This window comes from Amycolatopsis sp. NPDC049253 (assembly GCF_040678995.1).
GTDB lineage: Bacteria > Actinomycetota > Actinomycetes > Mycobacteriales > Pseudonocardiaceae > Amycolatopsis.
Genome location: NZ_JBFAQX010000003.1, coordinates 140,739 through 158,553, shown reverse-complemented (window position 1 = coordinate 158,553; position 17,815 = coordinate 140,739). Strand labels below are relative to the sequence as shown.

General features: G+C 71.7%; 17 protein-coding genes. 9 read left to right on the top strand and 8 right to left on the bottom strand.

The genetic code is table 11. From position 1 onward, the window contains the following. The first annotated feature begins 82 nt into the window (after nt 1-82). The 6 genes from kstD to AB0K15_RS08240 are packed head-to-tail and all read left to right on the top strand — an operon-like array spanning nt 83 to nt 5,634. Nucleotides 83-1,747 (top strand): 3-oxosteroid 1-dehydrogenase, encoded by a 1,665-nt coding sequence (kstD, locus tag AB0K15_RS08265; protein WP_364047106.1) that lies wholly within the window; start codon nt 83-85, stop codon nt 1,745-1,747. After that, nucleotides 1,744-2,898 carry a Rieske 2Fe-2S domain-containing protein gene (locus AB0K15_RS08260; RefSeq protein WP_364047103.1) on the top strand — a complete coding sequence of 385 codons (1,155 nt, stop codon included), beginning with the start codon at nt 1,744-1,746 and terminating at the stop codon, nt 2,896-2,898. The genes kstD and AB0K15_RS08260 overlap by 4 nt, the downstream gene beginning before the upstream one ends. Continuing rightward, nucleotides 2,895-3,203: a hypothetical protein gene (locus AB0K15_RS08255; RefSeq protein WP_364047100.1), complete on the top strand. Its 309-nt coding sequence runs from the start codon at nt 2,895-2,897 to the stop codon at nt 3,201-3,203. The genes AB0K15_RS08260 and AB0K15_RS08255 overlap by 4 nt, the downstream gene beginning before the upstream one ends. Beyond that, nucleotides 3,196-4,212 (top strand): ferredoxin--NADP reductase, encoded by a 1,017-nt coding sequence (locus AB0K15_RS08250; RefSeq protein ID WP_364047097.1) that lies wholly within the window; start codon nt 3,196-3,198, stop codon nt 4,210-4,212. The genes AB0K15_RS08255 and AB0K15_RS08250 overlap by 8 nt, the downstream gene beginning before the upstream one ends. Nucleotides 4,213-4,233: 21 nt before the next feature. Further along, on the top strand, nt 4,234-5,094 hold the full coding sequence (locus AB0K15_RS08245) for a MaoC/PaaZ C-terminal domain-containing protein (RefSeq protein ID WP_364047094.1): 861 nt from the start codon (nt 4,234-4,236) through the stop codon (nt 5,092-5,094). 57 nt (nt 5,095-5,151) lie between these two features. Beyond that, nucleotides 5,152-5,634 (top strand): riboflavin kinase, encoded by a 483-nt coding sequence (locus tag AB0K15_RS08240; protein WP_364047091.1) that lies wholly within the window; start codon nt 5,152-5,154, stop codon nt 5,632-5,634. A gap of 33 nt (nt 5,635-5,667) precedes the next feature. On the opposite strand, the gene AB0K15_RS08235 is transcribed toward AB0K15_RS08240, so the two are convergent. The 6 genes from AB0K15_RS08235 to AB0K15_RS08210 all read right to left on the bottom strand — a co-directional run bounded on the left by AB0K15_RS08235 (nt 5,668) and on the right by AB0K15_RS08210 (nt 11,127). Then, nucleotides 5,668-6,246, bottom strand: a complete 579-nt coding sequence (locus AB0K15_RS08235; protein WP_364047088.1) for a DUF5134 domain-containing protein — start codon at nt 6,244-6,246, stop codon at nt 5,668-5,670. Between the two features lie 187 nt (nt 6,247-6,433). Then, nucleotides 6,434-7,603 carry a lipid-transfer protein gene (locus AB0K15_RS08230; protein WP_364047085.1) on the bottom strand — a complete coding sequence of 390 codons (1,170 nt, stop codon included), beginning with the start codon at nt 7,601-7,603 and terminating at the stop codon, nt 6,434-6,436. Then, entirely contained in the window at nt 7,600-7,986 is a 387-nt protein-coding gene (locus tag AB0K15_RS08225; protein WP_364047082.1) for a MaoC family dehydratase, read from the bottom strand. The genes AB0K15_RS08230 and AB0K15_RS08225 overlap by 4 nt, the downstream gene beginning before the upstream one ends. Next, nucleotides 7,983-8,894: an OB-fold domain-containing protein gene (locus tag AB0K15_RS08220; RefSeq protein WP_364047079.1), complete on the bottom strand. Its 912-nt coding sequence runs from the start codon at nt 8,892-8,894 to the stop codon at nt 7,983-7,985. Before AB0K15_RS08220 ends, AB0K15_RS08225 begins: the two co-directional genes overlap by 4 nt. Further along, the gene (locus AB0K15_RS08215) at nt 8,891-10,063 is read right to left on the bottom strand and encodes an acyl-CoA dehydrogenase family protein (RefSeq protein ID WP_364047076.1); all 1,173 of its coding nucleotides are present in this window, start codon (nt 10,061-10,063) and stop codon (nt 8,891-8,893) included. The genes AB0K15_RS08220 and AB0K15_RS08215 overlap by 4 nt, the downstream gene beginning before the upstream one ends. Further along, nucleotides 10,060-11,127 carry an acyl-CoA dehydrogenase family protein gene (locus tag AB0K15_RS08210; RefSeq protein ID WP_364047073.1) on the bottom strand — a complete coding sequence of 356 codons (1,068 nt, stop codon included), beginning with the start codon at nt 11,125-11,127 and terminating at the stop codon, nt 10,060-10,062. Before AB0K15_RS08210 ends, AB0K15_RS08215 begins: the two co-directional genes overlap by 4 nt. A 149-nt stretch (nt 11,128-11,276) precedes the next feature. Here AB0K15_RS08210 and AB0K15_RS08205 point away from each other — a divergent pair, with 149 nt between their 5' ends. Continuing rightward, nucleotides 11,277-12,227, top strand: a complete 951-nt coding sequence (locus tag AB0K15_RS08205; RefSeq protein ID WP_364047070.1) for an alpha/beta fold hydrolase — start codon at nt 11,277-11,279, stop codon at nt 12,225-12,227. A 3-nt stretch (nt 12,228-12,230) separates the two neighbouring features. Here AB0K15_RS08205 and AB0K15_RS08200 read toward each other — a convergent pair whose 3' ends face one another. Beyond that, nucleotides 12,231-12,782: a Uma2 family endonuclease gene (locus AB0K15_RS08200; protein ID WP_364047961.1), complete on the bottom strand. Its 552-nt coding sequence runs from the start codon at nt 12,780-12,782 to the stop codon at nt 12,231-12,233. A gap of 504 nt (nt 12,783-13,286) precedes the next feature. Between AB0K15_RS08200 and AB0K15_RS08195 the strand changes: the two genes are divergently transcribed. Next, nucleotides 13,287-14,960 (top strand): TIGR04141 family sporadically distributed protein, encoded by a 1,674-nt coding sequence (locus AB0K15_RS08195; protein ID WP_364047067.1) that lies wholly within the window; start codon nt 13,287-13,289, stop codon nt 14,958-14,960. A 160-nt stretch (nt 14,961-15,120) separates the two neighbouring features. Here the strand turns inward: AB0K15_RS08195 and AB0K15_RS08190 are convergent, their stop codons facing one another. Beyond that, nucleotides 15,121-16,515, bottom strand: a complete 1,395-nt coding sequence (locus tag AB0K15_RS08190) for a wax ester/triacylglycerol synthase family O-acyltransferase (protein ID WP_364047064.1) — start codon at nt 16,513-16,515, stop codon at nt 15,121-15,123. A gap of 58 nt (nt 16,516-16,573) precedes the next feature. Here AB0K15_RS08190 and AB0K15_RS08185 point away from each other — a divergent pair, with 58 nt between their 5' ends. Then, complete coding sequence (locus tag AB0K15_RS08185; protein ID WP_364047061.1) at nt 16,574-17,815, top strand: alpha/beta hydrolase; 1,242 nt, start codon at nt 16,574-16,576, stop codon at nt 17,813-17,815.

Here is a 17,815-nt window from a genome sequence, read left to right as displayed (position 1 = left end):
TGGAACACGTTCTCGTCTATGGTGACAGAAGCTGCTCCGAACAGGCCAGAGACTCGCGATAACACGTTATATGTGAGGTGGCATGGCGAACGAGTACGACGTGGTGGTCGCCGGCAGCGGCGCCGCCGGGATGACCGCCGCGCTCGCCGCCGCCCGCCGGGGCCTCAGCGTGGTCGTGCTGGAGAAGGCGCCGTGCTTCGGCGGGTCGACGGCCCGCTCCGGCGGCGGCGTCTGGCTCCCCGGCAACCACGCGCTCAAGGTGGCCGGGATCGACGACCCCCCGGACAACGCCCGCGAGTACCTGGCCGCGATCGTCGGCGACGTCGTGCCCGAAGCCAACCGCGAGGCCTTCCTCAAGCACGGGCCCGAGGTCCTGGAACTCATCAGCGACCGCACCCCGCTCGAGTTCCGCTGGGTGCCGGGCTACAGCGACTACCACCCCGAAGCCCCCGGCGGACGTGCCCAAGGCCGCTCCGTCGAACCGAAACCGCTCGACGCCAGGCTCCTGGGTGACGACCTGGCTCACCTGGAACCGCCGTACAGCGCGCCGCCGCTCGGCGTCCCGATCACCCAGTCGGACTACCGCTGGCTGAGCCTGCTCGCCCGCCACCCGCGCGGCCTCGCCCGCGTCGCCGCACTCGGCGCCCGCTGGCTGGCCGGCAGGCTCCGCGGGCAGCAGCCGATCGCCATGGGGCAAGCGCTTGCGGCGGGGCTTTTCCTGGGGCTCAGGCGAGCCGGCGTCGACGTCCTCCTCGACACCCCGCTGGTCGAGCTGACCACCGAAGACGGCCGCGTCACCGGCGTGCGAACCGCCGGCGGCGTCTTCCACGCCCGCCGCGGCGTGCTGCTCGCGTGCGGCGGCTTCGAGCACAACGAGGAGATGCGCACCAAGTACCAGCGCGCCCCGATCGGCACCGAGTGGACCGTCGGCGCCGCCGCGAACACCGGCGACGGCATCGCGGCCGGCCTGAAGCTCGGCGCCGCCACCGACCTCATGGACGACGCGTGGTGGGGCCCGTCGATCCCGCTCACCGGCGGCCCGTGGTTCGCCCTCGCCGAGCGGTCGCGGCCCGGCTCCCTCATGGTCGACGCGCGGGGCACCCGGTTCGTCAACGAGTCCGCACCCTACGTCGAGGCCGTCCACGCCATGTACGGCGAAGGCGACGGCCCCGCCGAGCACATCCCCGCGTGGCTCGTGTTCGACCAGCGCTACAAGGACCGCTACCTGTTCACCGGCATCGGCCCGCGCCAGACGCTGCCCGGCCGCTGGTACAAAGCCGGCATCGTCGCGAAGGCGGCGACGATCGACGAGCTGGCCACGCGCATCGACGTGCCCGCCGACGCGTTGCGAAGCACCGTCGAACGCTTCAACGGCTTCGCCCGCACCGGCGTCGACGAAGACTTCCACCGCGGGCGAAGCGCCTACGACCACTACTACGGCGACCCGCGCAACCACCCCAACCCCAGTCTCGGCCCGCTGACCAAGCCGCCGTTCTACGCGGTGAAGATCGTGCCCGGCGACCTGGGCACCAAGGGCGGGCTGCGCACCGACGAGCACGCCCGCGTGCTGCGCGAAGACGGCTCGGTCATCCCCGGGCTGTACGCGGCGGGCAACACCAGCGCGGCCGTCATGGGCCGCACCTACGCCGGGCCCGGCGCGACGATCGGGCCGGCGATGGTGTTCGGCTACCTTGCGGCCGAGGGGCTGGCGACCGAAGATCGGACCGGCACGGGAGGCAGCCAGTGACGTCACCACCGCGAGAGAACGTCCGCACGATCGACGCCGGCACGCCGCCCACGCGGTACGCCCGGGGCTGGCACTGCCTCGGCCTCGCCGACACCTTCCGCGACGGGAAACCCCACTCCATCGAGGCGTTCGGCACGAAGCTCGTGGTCTTCGCCGACTCGACGGGCCGGCTCAACGTGCTCGACGGCTACTGCCGTCACATGGGCGGCGACCTCACCCAGGGCTCGGTGAAGGGCGACGAGCTCGCGTGCCCGTTCCACGACTGGCGCTGGAACGGCGCGGGCAAATGCGTCTCGATCCCCTACGCCAAACGGGTTCCGCTTCGCGCGCGGACGCGGTCGTGGCGCGTGCTGGAGGAGAACAAGCAGCTGCTCGTGTGGCACGACCCCGAGGGTTACCCGCCGCCCGACGACGTGGTGGTCCCCCGCGTCGAGGGCGCGTTCAGCGACGAGTGGAGCAACTGGACCTGGGACTCGATCCTCATCGAGAACGCCAACTGCCGCGAGATCATCGACAACGTCGTGGACATGGCGCACTTCTTCTACATCCACTACGCCTACCCCACGTACTTCAAGAACGTGTTCGAAGGTCACGTCGCCACGCAGTTCCTCAACACCAAGGGCCGCCCCGACATGGGCATGGCGTCGAACTACGGCGGCGAGGACAACCTGCTGCGCTCGGAAGCCTCGTACTTCGGGCCGTCGTACATGATCAACCACCTGGTGAACTCGTTCCAGGGCTTCGAGATCGAGAACGTGCTCATCAACTGCCACTACCCCGTCACGCCGACCTCGTTCGTGCTGCAGTGGGGGATCATGGTCAAGAAGCTGCCCGGGATCTCCGACGAGCACGCGGACAAGATCGCCGCGCGGCTCGCGAAGGGCATCGGCGTCGGGTTCCTGCAGGACGTGGAGATCTGGAAGAACAAGACCCGCATCGACAACCCGTTGCTGTGCGAGGAAGACGGTCCGGTCTACCAGCTGCGCCGCTGGTACGAGCAGTTCTACGTCGACGCCGACGACGTCACCGAGGACATGACGCGCCGCTTCGAGTTCGAGGTCGACACGAGCAAGGCCAACGAGGCATGGGCCGCGGAGGTCGCGGACAACCTGGCTCGGCAGCGCGCGGAGGCGGAAGAGGCAGGCGTGTGACGGCCGAGGTCACGGAGTTCCTCACCGCCGGGCTGCGGCCGCACGAGTGCCGCAGCTGCGGGACGTATGTGCTGGTCAAGAAGAACAGCCTCGCGCACACGAGCATCCAGTGGGCCACCGACGCTTCGCGCAGCTGCCCCGTTTTCGCCGCGCACGTGGCCGCCGGGCGGCATCCCGCGTTGCTCGGCACGTGCGAGAAGCTGGCCGGCAGCATCGCCGAGGCCGTGCGCGACGGGAGCCTCCCCGTGGGCGATGAGCCGAGCAGCGCCGGTCCCGCGCCGGCCGAGGTGGTGCGGGATGGCTGACGTGGTGACGCTGACCGTCGCGGAGGTGATCGCCGAGACCGCCGACGCGCGCTCGATCGTGTTCACGGTCCCGGAAGAACACCGGGCGGCCTTCGCGTACGAGCCCGGCCAGTTCCTCACGCTGCGGATCCCCAGCGACCGCACGGGGTCCGTCGCGCGGTGCTACTCGTTGTCGAGCGCGCCGCACGAGAAGCGGATGCAGGTCACGGTGAAACGCACCGGCTTCGGCTCCGGCTGGGTGTGCGAAGAGCTGCGGGCCGGCGCGGAGATCGACGTGCTGCCGCCGGCCGGGGTGTTCGTCCCGGCATCCCTGGACGGCGACTTCCTGCTGTTCGCGGCGGGCAGCGGGATCACACCGGTCATGTCGATCCTCAAGTCGGCGCTGCGCCACGGCTCCGGGCAGGTCGTGCTCGTGTACGCCAACCGCGACGAAGCGTCCGTCATCTTCGCCCGGCAGCTCGCCGAGCTCACCGGCCGGCATCCGGACCGGCTCACCGTCGTGCACTGGCTCGAAAGCCTGCAGGGCCTCCCGTCCGCGCGCACGCTCGAAGCCCTCGCCGCACCCTATCGCGGCCACGACGCGTACCTGTGCGGGCCGGCGCTGTTCCTGGCCGCGGCCAGGACCGCGCTGACCGAGCTCGGTGTGCCACGCGAGCGCGTCCACGTCGAGAAGTTCCACTCCCTCACGGGGAATCCCTTCGAGCACGCCGTCGAGCCCGCGGCGGACGGCGGCGAGCCGGTGCGGCTCACGGTCGATCTCGACGGCGAAACCCGCACCGTCATCTGGCCCCGGCAGCGGAAGCTGCTCGACCACCTGCTCGCCGAAGGCCTCGACGCGCCGTACTCGTGCCGCGAAGGCCAGTGCAGCGCTTGCGCGTGCCGGCTGGTGTCGGGTGAGGTGAAGATGCTCGACAACGAGGTGCTGGACGCCGAGGACCTCGCCGACGGGATCGTGCTGGCCTGTCAGTCGCTGCCCGTCACGGACGAGGTGTCGGTCAGCTACGACTAGCCCGAGAACCGAGGAGACTCCGTGCCCATCGACCCCGCGCTCGCGATCGGTGCCGACCTCGGCGAGGTGCGGTTCGCCTGGACGCCGTCCGATGTGCTGCTCTACCACCTCGCGCTGGGCGCCGGCGCCGATCCGGTCGACGAGCGCGAGCTGCGGTACGCCTACGAGCAGCGCCTGCGCGTGATCCCGACGTTCGCCACGGTCGCGGTGAACCTGCGCACGTTCACCCCGCCCGCGGTCAAGTTCCCGGGCGTGGACATCGACCTCGCGAAGGTGCTGCACGGCACTCAGGAGATCGAGCTGCACCGGCCCATCCCCGTCGGCGGCGAAGCCGTGGCGCGCACCCGCATCACCGACGTGTTCGACAAGGGCAAGGCCGCCGTCCTCGTGCAGGAGACCACGGTGGCCGACACCCAGGGCGATCCACTGTGGACAGCCCGCTCCGGCATCTTCGCCCGCGGAGAAGGCGGCTTCGGCGGCAAGCGCGGGTCGGCACAGCAGCTCGTGTGGCCCGGGCGCGAGCCCGACGCGGTACTGGACACCCCGACGCTGCCGCAGCAAGCGCTTTTGTACCGCCTGTGCGGCGACCGCAACCCGCTGCACGCCGATCCGGCGTTCGCGAAGGCCGCCGGGTTCGACCGCCCGATCCTGCACGGCCTGTGCACCTACGGCGTGATCGCGAAGGCGCTCACCGACGCGTTCCTCGACGGCGACCCCACCCGGATCCGCTCGTTCGGGACGAAGTTCGCCGGTGTGGTCTTTCCAGGCGAACCGTTGCGCACGCGCGTGTGGCGCGAGAGCGACCGGCTGCTGGTGACCACCACCGCTCCGGAGCGTGACGACGCCCCTGTGCTGTCGGACACAGTGCTCGTGCCACGCTGAGCCGGCCGCCAGTATTACGGTGTCGGAAAGGACACCGGAACAGGGACGGGACGGCGGATGGCGGACGAGCACGCTCTCGGTCAGCACAGCGGCACCTTCTTCGTGGTCCGCGGACCGGTGGAGCCGGGTGACCAGCGCGGCCGCGAGCTGGGCTTCCCCACGGCGAACATCGCGCTGCGCAACCAGAGCGGGCAGGTCGGCGACGGCGTCTGGGCCGGCTGGGCCGAGCGCGCGGACGGCACGCACGTGGCCGCCGCGGTGTCCGTCGGGCGCCGCCCCACGTACTACGGTGCCGACGGCTACCGGCTCGTCGAGGCCCACCTGCTCGATTTCAAGGGCGACCTCTACGGCGAGAAGCTCACCGTGTGGCTCGGCGCGCACCTGCGTGAGCAGCAGAAGTACGACTCCGGCGAGGAGCTGATCGAGGCGCTCGACCGCGACGTCGCCGCCACCCGCAAGTGGATCGAGGAGAACCCGGCGAGCGAGCTGCCGGACCTCGGCACGCCGCCGCCCGACGGCGAGGTCCGCCGCATCGGCTGAGCGGGCGACGCCCGGTCGCCCGGCAACAGCGAGTCACACGGCGGCGAGCAGCAGGTACCCCATACCCGCACCCATCACCGCGCGGCACACCGTGCGCGAGGTCAGCCCGGGTGCCGCCGCACCGCGCGTGCGCACCGCGAACACGCCCGACCGCGCGGCGTCGGCCACGAAGTACACCGCGCCCAGCACGGCGAGCAGCGGCACCGCGAGCCGGGCGTCCATTGAGGACATCGTGAGCCACGGACCGTGGACCATGCCGCCGTGGGGCATCGCGCTCACCATGTACAGCATCGCGGCGGCCGACAGCGCGTGGTGGCCACAGCCCGAAGCGTGCGCCGCGTGCGCCCGGTTCCGCTCGCGCCACCAGGCGAATCCGAACCACGCCGCCGTGAGCAGGAACACCGCCTGCCAGCCGGCGGCGGGGATGGGGCCGCCGACGGGCGAGATCATCGCCACCATGGCCACCACGAGCAGCAGCTCGGCCAGGTCGGCGTTGCGCACGCCGGAACCGAGGCGCGCGTAGTCGAGGCTCACGAGCCGCAGCACGCACGGCAGCGCGAGCACCGCGAAGACCGCGGTGAGCAGCCACGCCACCAGCACCGGTGCGCTCATGGCGAGCCCGCGAGGACGGTGGATCCGGACATCGTCGTGCCTGCTTTCACGCTGCGTCGCTGATCTCACTTCCACGGTGGCATTCCACGACGGGTGAGCACCAGCCAGCAAAGAGGTGAAAGCCGTTGCCCCACAAGAGTTACAGTGCTGCGAGAGCTACCGTACGGGGCCAGGGTATGAGTCGCGCTCAGTGACGAGTCAAGACCAGCCCACTGGTCGGGACGCCGGTGCCCGCGGTCACGAGCACGGTCTCGGCTTCGCGCACCTGGTTCACGGCGGTGCCGCGGATCTGGCGCGCGGCTTCGGCGATGCCGTTCATGCCGTGGAGGTAGGCCTCGCCGAGCTGCCCGCCGTGCGGGTTGAGCGGCAGCGCGCCCTCCAGCGTCAGCGTGTCGCCGGCGATGAACTCCTTCGCCTCGCCGCGCCCGCAGAAGCCCAGCTCCTCCAGCTGCATCAGCACGTACGGGGTGAAGTGGTCGTAGAGCACCGCGACGTCCACATCGGACGGCCCGAGCCCCGCCTGCGCCCACAGCTGCCGGCCGACCACACCCATCTCGGGCAGCGCCGCGAGGTCGTCGCGGTAGTAGCTGGTCATCACGTACTGGTCCGGCCCGCTCCCCTGCGCCGCAGCGGCGACCACGGCCGGCGCGTGGCGCAGGTCGAGCGCGCGTTCGACGCTCGTGACGACCAGCGCCACCCCGCCGTCGCTCTCCTGGCAGCAGTCGAGCAGGTGCAGCGGTTCCGCGATCCAGCGCGACGCCTGGTGCTCGGCCAGCGTGATCGGCCGGCCGTGGAACCACGCCGCCGGGTTGGTCGCGGCGTGCGCGCGGTCCACCACGGCGACGCGCCCGAAGTCCTCGCTCGTGGCGCCGTAGTCGTGCAGGTAGCGGCGCGCGACCATGGCGACGGTGGCGGCCGGCGTCGCGATGCCCATCGGGTAGTGGAAGGCATTGTCCACACCGGACGAGTTGACCTGTGTCGCCGCGGCAGCCGACACGCGGCCGAAACGCTGCTCGGAGCGTTCGTTGAAGGCCCGGTACGCCACCACGACATCGGCGACACCCGTGGCCACGGCCATCGCCGCCTGCTGCACGGTCGCGGCCGCGGCGCCACCGCCGTAGTGGATGCGGCTGAAGAACTTCAGCTCGGGGATGCCCAGCTCCCGGGCCAGCGCGATCTCCGCGGTGCCGTCCATCGTGAACGACACCAGTCCGTCCACTTCGGATGCCGGCAGGCCCGCGTCGGCCAGCGCGTGCGTCACGCATTCGGCCGCCAACCGGAGTTCGCTGCGGCCCGAGTCCTTCGAGAACTCCGTGGCCCCGATCCCGGCGATCGCCGCCGCGCCCGCCAACGTCACGGCGCACCGCCGGGCACCGTGAGGGTGACCGTACCGGTCAGGTGCTCACCCAGGCTGCCCGTGGCGGACACGGCGAGCTCGACGTCGGCGCCGTCGCGGGACACGACGCGGCCGGCGAACGTGAGCGTGTCCCCCGCGTAACACGGCACGCCGAGGCGGATCTTGATCGACCGGATCAACGCCTCGGGCCCGGCCCACTCGCTCACGAACCGCTGCACGAGACCTGTGTCGGTGAGGATGTTGAGGAAGATGTCCTTCGAACCCCGGGCTCCGGCGGCGTCGCGGTCGTGGTGCACGTCCTGGAAGTCGCGGGTCGCGAGCGCCGTGCTGACCACGAACGTCGTGGTCGCCTCGATCCGCAACGGCGGCACTGCCTCACTCATCGCGCCACCCGCCACGCCGGCAAGGTCAGCTCGTCGTCGACCCGCACGAACGCGGCGACCACCGGCAGCCCGACCCGCACCTCGTCCGGTGCCGCGTCGAGCAGCTCCGCCATCACGCGCACGCCTTCCTCCAGCTCCACCAGCGCCACCACGAACGGCAGCCGCTTGCCGGGCACCGGCGGGTGGTGGTGCACGACGTAGCTGTGGACCGTGCCGCGCCCGCTCGCCACGACGTAGTCCGGTGTCGCCTCCAGCGAGCCGCCGGGCGGCATCGGGCCCGGCGGGTGGCGCAGGGTGTCGCCCCACCGCTGGATGCGCAGCTCACCCTCCCGCAGGCCGGCCCAGAAGAACTCCGTGTCCCGGCTGATCACCGGGCGCAGCACGGGCGCGGGTGGCTCGGGAACGGCCGCGGGCCGGAACTTCAGCACCCGGAACACCATGTCCGCCACGGCTTCGCCGTCCACCGTCCAGCGCATCACCGTGGTCACGAACCAGCCCTCGCCCAACGCCGTGCGCTTGGGCCCGGTGACGTCCGCCAGCTCCGTCGTCACCGCCACCCGCTCGCCCGGCCGCAGGTACCGGTGATAGGTCTGCTCGGAGTTCGTGGCGACGATCGACGAGTACCCGGCCTCGTCGAGCACCGCGAGGATCGCGCCCATCGGGTCGTCGTCCGCGCGCACCCCGTGCAGGCCCGGCATCGTCCACACCTGCGCCATCGCCGGCGGCGCCACGAGTCCCTTGTGGACGGACGCCGCCGCGACAGCGGGATCGGCGTAGACCGGATTGGCGTCGCCGATCGCCTCCACCCAGTTGTTCACCATCGCCTGGTTCACCGGATCCCGCGCGAGCCGCGGCGCGCACGGCCCCGCGGCGGCGATCTTCGCGGCGGCCTCCTCCATCGTCGTCATCGCGGCACCCTCGGCAGTCCCAGCCCGGCGGAGGCGATCAGCTCGCGCTGGATCTCGCTGACGCCCCCGCCGAACGTCAGCACCAGGTTGCGTTTGGCCAGCACGTCGAGCCATTCGGCGAGCTCGGCCGTCTCCGGGTCGGCGAGGTCGCCGTGCCGCCCCACGAGCTCTTCCAGCAGCCGCCCGATCCGCTGGATGCGCTCGGCGGCGAACACCTTCGTCGCCGACGCGTCGGCCACCGCGACCGGGCCCGTCCCCGAGGAGACCTGCCAGTTGAGCAGCTCGTTGACCCGCGCCACCGCGAACGTCTCGGCCAGCACCGCGCGCACGTCGGGCAGGTCGAGCAACGGCAGCCCGTCCGGGGTCCGGCGCGCGGCGGCCCACGCCCACACGCGGTCGTGCAGGCCGCCGATCCGCCCGGCCGGCCCGAGCATCACGCGCTCGTGGTTGAGCTGCGTGGTGATCAGGCGCCAGCCCTCGTTCTCCCGGCCCACCCGCAGGTCCGCCGGCACGCGGACGTTCTCGTAGTAGGTGGCGTTCACGTGGTGGGCGCCGTCGCAGGTGATGATCGGCGTCCACGAGTAGCCGGGGTCGCGCGTGTCGACGATGAGGATCGAGATGCCCTGGTGCCTGGGCGCGTCCGACGAGGTCCGCACGGCGAGCCAGATGTAGTCGGCGTCGTGGCCGCCGGTCGTGAAGATCTTCTGGCCGTTGACCACGTACTCGTCGCCTTCACGGACCGCGCGGGTGTGCAGCGAAGCCAGGTCCGTGCCCGCTTCGGGTTCGGTGTAGCCGATGGCGAAGTGGATCTCGCCCGCGAGGATCCGGGGCAGGAACCGTGCCTTCTGCTCGTCCGTGCCGAACTCCTGCAGCGTCGGCCCGACAGTCTGCAGCGTCACCGACGGCAGCTGCACGTCGGCGCGCGCGGCTTCGTCCACGAACAGGTGCTGCTCGATCTCACCGAACCCCTGCCCGCCGTAGCGCTTCGGCCAGCCGACGCCGAGCTTGCCGTCGCGACCCAGACGTCGCACGACCTCGCGGTACACCGGCCCGTGGCGCTCCCGCAGCAGCGCCCGGCGTTCCCCGGGCGTCAGCAGGCCCGCGAAGTACTCCCGCAGCTCGGTGCGCAACGCCTGCTGCTCGGCCGTCAGCTCGATGTGCGTGCTCACCCGGCCACCCGCTCCCCCAGCCGGCCCAGCCGGTGCGCGGCGCCGCCCAGCGCCCGGCCGAGGTCCTTCACCGCGGAGGAGTAGCGGTGCAGTGGGTACTCGCGGTCGACGCCGAGCCCGCCGTGGAGGTGGTGGCACGTCGCCAGCGCCGCGGGCGCCTGGTCGGTGAGCCAGTAGGCGGCGACGTCGAGCTCCGTGTCGGCGTCGAGGCCCGCGGCCAGCCGCCACCCGGCCGACGTCGCGGCCAGGTGCACGGTCCGGGCGGCCACGTAGACGTCGGCGATCTGCTGGGCCACGGCCTGGAACGCCGCCAGCGGACGGCCGAACTGCGTGCGTTCGGCGATGTGGCGCGAGGTCAGGGCGAGCGCGCCGGCCAGCAGCCCGTCGCCGAGCGCCAGCGCGCCCGCGAGCGCGAACCGGTGCAGCGTGGCGACGGCGTGGCCGGGTGAGCGGTCGCGCAGGAACTCCGTGTCGGCGAGCCGCACGTCGGCCAGGCGCACGGTGTACTCGGGCGCACCGCTGGAGCTGGGGGTGGGGACGAGCTCGACGCCGTCGGCGCGCGGGTCGACCAGCGCGACCGCGGTACCGCCCGGCAGCGCGACCGGGGTGAGGATCCGCGTGGCGTCCGCGGCGCACGGCACGCCCGTCTTCACGCCGGTGAGCTGCCACACACCGGCGGCGGCTTCCCCGACGGTGTGGGGCACGGCCGTGAGCGGCGCGGACGGCTCGTGCAGCGCCGCCGTGAGCACCTCCTCGCCGGCCGCGACGGGTGGCAGCAGCCGGGCGCGCTGGCGCGGCGTGCCGAGCGTCTCGACGGGCAGCACACCCAGCGCCAGCACGGGATACGCGGGCACGGCGGCGGCCGCGCGGCCGACTTCGGCCAGCACCGCGGCGACCGCCCCGATCCCGAGCCCGTCGCCCCCGAGGTCCGCGGGCAGGGCGAGGGCGAGCAGCCCGGCGCCGGCCAGCGCGCGCCACTGCTCGCCCGCGTCGGCGGATTTGCCGAGCACCCTCGCGGTCAGCGCGGCGATCTCGGCCTGCGTATCGTCTGGGGTGAAGTCCACGCCGGTCCCTCCCTCCGGATGGTCGCCACAAGTGGAACACGTTCTAGTCTTAACCAGAAGGGGCGGGATCGGCAACCCCCGGCGGCCGCGGCAACCGGGTATTCCAGAAGCGGAACAGGCCGTCGAGCGAAGAGGGGTGCCGAGTCGACGTGGGTGCGGAACAGGTTCTCATCAGCGCGCTGAGCGACGTCGGCTGGCAGGCGACCCGGAAGCTGGCGACGATCCCGTCCACAGCCGGGGTGCCGGACCCGGAGCCGCTCTCGCTGCCCGGCCGCGGCCAGACCGTCGTGGTCGACGTCGGCCCGCGCCAGGCGCCGGCGATCATCCTGCTGCACTCCGTGGCCTGCACCGGCCTGCTCACCTGGTATCCGGTGCTGGAACGGCTTTCCGCGCACTACCGCGTGGTCGTGTTCGACCAGCGCTGGCACGGCCAGGGCATCCGCTCCCACGAGTTCACGCTGCAGGACTGCGCCGACGATGTGGTGGCGGTGGCCGACGCGCTCGGCATCGACCGGTTCATGATCGCCGGCTACTCCATGGGCGGCATGGTCGGCCAGATGGTCGCCCACCAGCAGCGCGAGCGCGTGCGCGGGCTCGTGTTGTGTTCCACGGCCAGCTACTTCCGCCGCGGTGTGCGCCAGCGCGTGGCGCTCGACCTGTTCGGGCGCACGCTGCAGCTCATGCGCGACCAGGCCAAGATCGGCCTCGTGCCCGGCGAGCCGCGCCGCGAACGGCTCGCACGCCTGGAAGACCACCGGTGGGCGCTCGCCGAGTTCCGGTCCACGAGCCCGTGGGCCATCGCCGTCGCGCTCGACGAGATCGGCCGCTTCGACTCCGCTCCGTGGCTGCACACGCTGCGCGTGCCGACGTCGGTGGTCGTGACCAGCCGGGACGGCTTCATCGCACCGGCGCACCAGCGGTCACTGGCGCGGCGCATCCCGGGCGCGGCGACGTACGAGATCCCCGCCGGGCACACGGCTTGCGTGCTGGCGGCGAACCAGTTCGTGCCCGCGCTGATGGCGGCGTGCACGTCGGTGCACGCGGCGATCGCCGACGAGGAAACCGATCGGGAGCGCGAAGAAGAACCCGACTCGGCGTGAGGCTCAGTAGCTGGAAACCAGGTCCGCGGGGCTGAGGGAGAGCCGGTAGGGCACCTCGAGATGCGCGGTCTCGTCGCCGGTGACCTCGGCATCGAGCACGAATTCGGTGCCCTCCAGGCGAAAACAGCTGAGCGTGGGCTCGGTGGGCTCGATGACCCAGTAGAAGGGGCAGCCGGCCGCCGCGAGGCGGGCGGGCTTGAGGTGGCGGTCGATGTAGCGGCTGGACGGGGAGACGACCTCCACCGCGAGCACGGGCACACCCACGAGCGCACGCTCGGTGAACGTCTCGCGCCGGCCGACCACCACATCGGGGATCATCACGGTGAACTCGTCGAGCACGACGTCGACCGGTGCGGGGAGCACCTCGCAATCCGCGGGGCACACCGGGCTGAGCGCCGCGAGCAGGCGCGCGACGACCCTCTGGTGCAGCGGACGCGGGGACGGGCTCACCAGAAGCGTCCCGTCCACCAGTTCGTATCGACGGCGTTCATCCGTGATCGCCTCCAGGTCCCGACGGGTGAGACGGTCGCCGTGTGCGAACGACGGGACTGTCATCATGCTGCCCCCAGGACGGGCCGACCGGAAAACGACTACGCCAGGGTAGACGTGCACGCGCGGCAGCGCGAACCGTCCTCCGGCGCGGGGGAAACCCGGGCGGCCTATTCGTCCGCGCGCCGTCCGCCGTTCGGCGTCACGCAGGGTCACGAAAAAGCGGAGAAACAGACCCGGACAGCCCAGGAGAACCCTGCCGGACAGGGCCGTTCGAGTCATGTGAGCGAATTCTCGAAATGGCCATTCCGGGTAGGGTAATACGACACCAATGGATTACCAGTTGGACGTCTGAGCTGGGCCGAAACCGATCTTTCGCGGCGCCGTAAACGTCCCCCACCCGGCGCCACATCACGTTATCATTGCGCGATCCGCCAGCGTGGGAAACCCCGAGTAAGGTGAACTTAACCATTCCGCATCACGTTCGCTCTGCGTGATTAACCGGGTGGACAAGAAAATCACGCATTCTGACTCGACGTTCGCACGCGTCAGCACACTTCGGTGGTGGTCATGCCTGCCCCGTCCGCACCCAGCCGGCCCGTCTCCCTCTTCCGCCTCGACGGCACCGACGCCGAGGCCGACCTGCTGGTGTCGCTCAAGCCCGAGCAGGTCACCACCGACACCACGGTGGACCTCTCCGGCACGCGCGCGCGGCTCGTCGCCGGCGCGTTCCACACCGAGGTCCCGCAATGGCTTCCACACGCGAGCGCGCTGACCGGCAACGAACTCGACCTCTCGTCCACGCTGCCGTTCGCCGTGCTGCTCGTGCCTCGTCCACCTTGGACATACGCGGTGTCCTGGGGCGCCGGGCATCTGGTGCTCAACGACGAGTACGTGGAGCAGGGTTTCGGGCTGCTGTTCGGGATCCGCCGCCTCGACCCGTTCGACCTCGGGCTGGTGTCGAGCGCCGCGCTCGACGTGTCCGCGCGCGCCACGCAGATCTCGATCCCGGGCGGTGGCGAGCTTTCCGCGTTCCGGCTGGAGCCCTACGGCGACCTCGTGAACCGGCTGGCCGGCTCCGCGGACCTGACCGACCTCACCTACGGGCGCGTGACCGGCAAGCGCTACCGGATCCGTGTCGGCAATTCGCTGTACGTGCCACTTGCGAAGGAACCACAGGCTTTTCTCGCGGATCTCGACGCGGTGGGTGCCGTCGTGGACGAGCCCGACGCGTCCTCGGCATTGCGGTTCGTGGCGCAGACGCGGCCGCTCGACCGCCACCACCGGCTCGTGCCGACACTGGAGGCGCGGCTGGCCGAAGCCCTCGGCGGCGACACCGGCGCTTCGCTCGGCCTGGCGTGGCCCGCGACCGCGGTCAACGACGCCGAGAACGCCGGCTCGTTCCGCATCACCGGCCTGGGTCCCGGTGGGCCGCTGCACGTCGAGTCGCGGCTGGAGCTGGACCACCTCACCGGCCGGCTCGCGCAGCTGCCCGAGGACAAGCGCGTGAAGGCCCTGCGCGCCGGGCGCGTGGTCACCTGCGCCGACGAGGCCGGCGAGGACGAGACCGGGTCACCCGTGCAGGTCGCGAAGTGGCTCGTGTTCGAGACGACGATCGGGCACACGCGTTACGTGTTCCACCAGGGCCGCTGGTACCGCATCGGCGAGACGTACGTGGAACAGATGCGCGAGCAGGTCTCGCACCTGCTCGCGCGCAAGTACGAGTGGCCGGACCTCACGTGGAAACCCACCGGCGAGCCCGACGACGAGAACCGGTACTGCCGCCAGGTCGCGACGCTCGACGGGTACGTCTGCCTCGACCGCGACACCGCGACCACGCCGCTGCACCCGCGCTTCGAGCTGTGCGACCTGCTGGGCCCGGGCAACGAGCTGATCCACGTGAAGTGGCTGGGCCGTGCGACGGCCGCCAGCCACCTCTACACCCAGGCACTCGTGTCGGCCGAGGCGCTGCACGACGAGCCGGAAGCGTTGGCGCAGCTCGCCGAAAAGGTGTCCACAGTGGACGACGGGCGCGTGCTGACCGAGCCGCCGGACACCGTCGTGCTCGCCGCCGCGGGCCGCGCGTGGAACGTCGACGAGCTGTTCACGCTCTCCCAGGTTGCGCTCCTGCGGCTCGACCGGGCGGTGCGCAGCCTGCAGGCGACGTTGAAGTTCGCCGACATTCCTTACCAGGCCAAGAAGAAGACCGCCGCTCAGCCGGCGAAGCGCCGCCGGAAGGCGTGACCGACCGGCGTTTCGGCCCACCCACGGTTACGCCGGCCGGGGACCTCGACACCGAGCACGCGATCTACGCCGAGGACCGCGATCCCAGCCGCAGACCGGCGAACTCTTCCCGTGGCCGCGGCCGGATCCGCGCGCAACGCGGCGGGCACCCGGCCTCGGCTCAGGCCGGCGAGGCCTTCAGCAGCTCCGTCATCGCCTCGGGCAGGGCGTCGGCCAGGGGCCAGAGGTCCTTCACGAGCTCCTTGGCGCCGAGCAGGCCGACGCCGACCTTGCCCTCGTAGGAGAAGACGGTGATGTTGAGCCCGGCGCCGTGGAAGACCGGGCCGAGCGGGTACAGGCCGGTGACGCGGGCGCCGAGCAGGTAGAGCGGCATCGGCGGGCCCGGTACGTTGGAGATGATCAGGTTGTGCACCACCGGGTGGCGCTCCGCCAGCCGCAGCGAGGAGTAGGCGCGCACGCCGAGGCCGAACGCCGTGGCCGGGGAGAACTGGGCCCAGTCGGCGAGCATGTCGGCGTCGATGTCGTAGTGGTGGTCCTTCGACAGGCGGTTGGCCTCGGCGAGGAAGAACACGCGCGCGGCCGGGTCACCCAGGTGCGTGGGCAGCGAGGCGAAGAACGCGGACACCTTGTTGCTGCCGTGGTCGCGTTCGGTGCGCTCGTGCACGGACACCGGCACGGTGGCCACCAGCGGGTCTTCCGGGAGCTCGCCGCGGCCGAGCAGGAACTGCCGCAGCGCGCCGGAAACGAGCGCCAGCACCACGTCGTTGACGGTGACGCCGAAGGCGTTCTTCACGCGCTTCACGTCGGCGAGGTCGACCTGGGCGAAGGCGACGCTGCGGTGGCCGGTGATCGTGCCGTTGAGCGACGTGCGGGGCGCGGTGAACGGGACCGGCATCCCCTTGCCGCGCAACGTCTTGCCGAGCCAGCGCGGCACGAGCTCCACCAGCTGGGGCAGCAGCTTCGCCATCTCGAACGGACGGTGCACGAGGCCTTCCACGCTTTCGCGCAGGATCTCGACGCGCGTGGGCAGGCCGCTGTTGTGCCGCTTGTCCTGCGGGATCTCCGGCAGCGGAGCCTCGGGCTCGAGGCCCGCGAGGTAGGTGATCAGGCTGGCGCCGCCGACGCCGTCGATGCTCGCGTGGTGCATCTTGATGAGCACCGCGATGCCACCGTTCGACAGGCCCTCGATCACGTAGAACTGCCACAGCGGGTGCGCGCGGTCGAGCTGCTGGCCGGCGATGTGGGCGCACAGCTCGGCCAGCTCGCGGTCGTCGCCGGGGGCGGGCACGCCGATGCGGTGCAGGTGGTTGTCGAGGTCGAAGTCCTCGTCCTCGACCCACACCGGGTGACTGAGGTTCCAGAGTGGATTGTGCAGTTTGCGACGGAATTCCGGAATCAGCGCGACGCGCTCGGCCAGCCGGCGCTGCAGCTCGGCGAACGAGTAGCCCCCGGGGATGGTGGAACCGTCGAGCGTGAGCAGCCCGCAGACGTGCAGGACCTGCGCAGGGGTCTCCAGGTACAGGAAACTCGCATCCAGGCCGCTCAGTCTCTGCATGTCGCCAGCGTAAGGCAGAACCCCGGACGGGGCGGGGTGCGGCGGTAGCATCGGGAAGGTGAAACCGGCCTTCCTGACGCGCCGGGCCGCGCAGCTCGGCCTCACCGCCGTGGCCCTGCGCCCGCCGCGCAACCGCGCCACGTCGATCCCCGTGTTCTTCACCACGTGGCTCACCGACGAGCTCGCCCCGCAGCTGCTCGCGCTCACCGCCGCCGACACCGTGCAGCACCTCCTGCGGCACGGGCGGCGGTCCTCGAAGGCCGGGGTCGCCTTGGCCGCGCTGTCGGCCGCCGGGCTGGGCGCGCTCGTGGCGACGGCGCAGAAAGCCCGTGGCGAGGTCGAGTCGGCCCTCACCGAGGCACTCGGGCCGGACTACTCCACGCGGCTGGAGCACCCGCCGAGCCCTCGCGACCTGGCGACGCCGTGGGGACAGCTGGCGCTGCCGTTCCGCGGCCGCGACCCGGAGGTCGTGCGCGAGCGGAACATCCCGTACGCCCCGGGCGGCAAGCGGTTCCTGCTCGATGTGTTCCGGCCCGCCAAACCGGTGACCGCCGCGCCCGTGCTGCTGCAGATCCACGGCGGCGCCTGGACGATCGGCAACAAGGACGAGCAGGGCCAGCCCCTCATGCGCCACCTCGCGCGCCGCGGCTGGGTGTGCGTGGCGATCAACTACCCGCTCGCACCCGCCCACCGCTGGCCCGCGCACGTGGAGGCCGCGAAGCGCGCGCTGGTGTGGATCCGGTCGAACATCGCGTCGTACGGCGGGGATCCCGGTTTCGTGGCCGTGACGGGCGGTTCGGCGGGCGGGCACCTCGCCGCGCTGCTCGCGCTGAGCCAGAACGACCCGGCCCTGCAGCCGGACTTCCCCGGCGCCGACACCAGCGTGCAGGCGTGCGTGCCGCACTACGGGGTCTACGACATCGCGGCCACCAGCGGCGCGGCCGAGAGCCAGTACCGCCTGGAGAGCCTGCTCGCCCGGCGCATCTTCTCGCCCGACCGCGACCCGGTGACCTACCTCGACGACTACGTGGCCGCGTCCCCGCTCGACCGCGTCTCCGGCTCGGCGCCGCCGTTCTTCGTGATCCACGGCCGCAACGACTCGCTGGTGCCCGTCGAGGAGGCCCGCGAGTTCGTGGCCCGGCTGCGCGCGAAGTCCCGGCAGCCCGTCGCCTACGCCGAACTCGCGGGCGCGCAGCACGCGTTCGACATCTTCCCCTCGATCCGCAGCGCCCACGTGGTCCGGGGCGTGGAACGGTTCCTCGACCACACCTACCGGGCGTGGGCCGCGGCGGACCGGTAG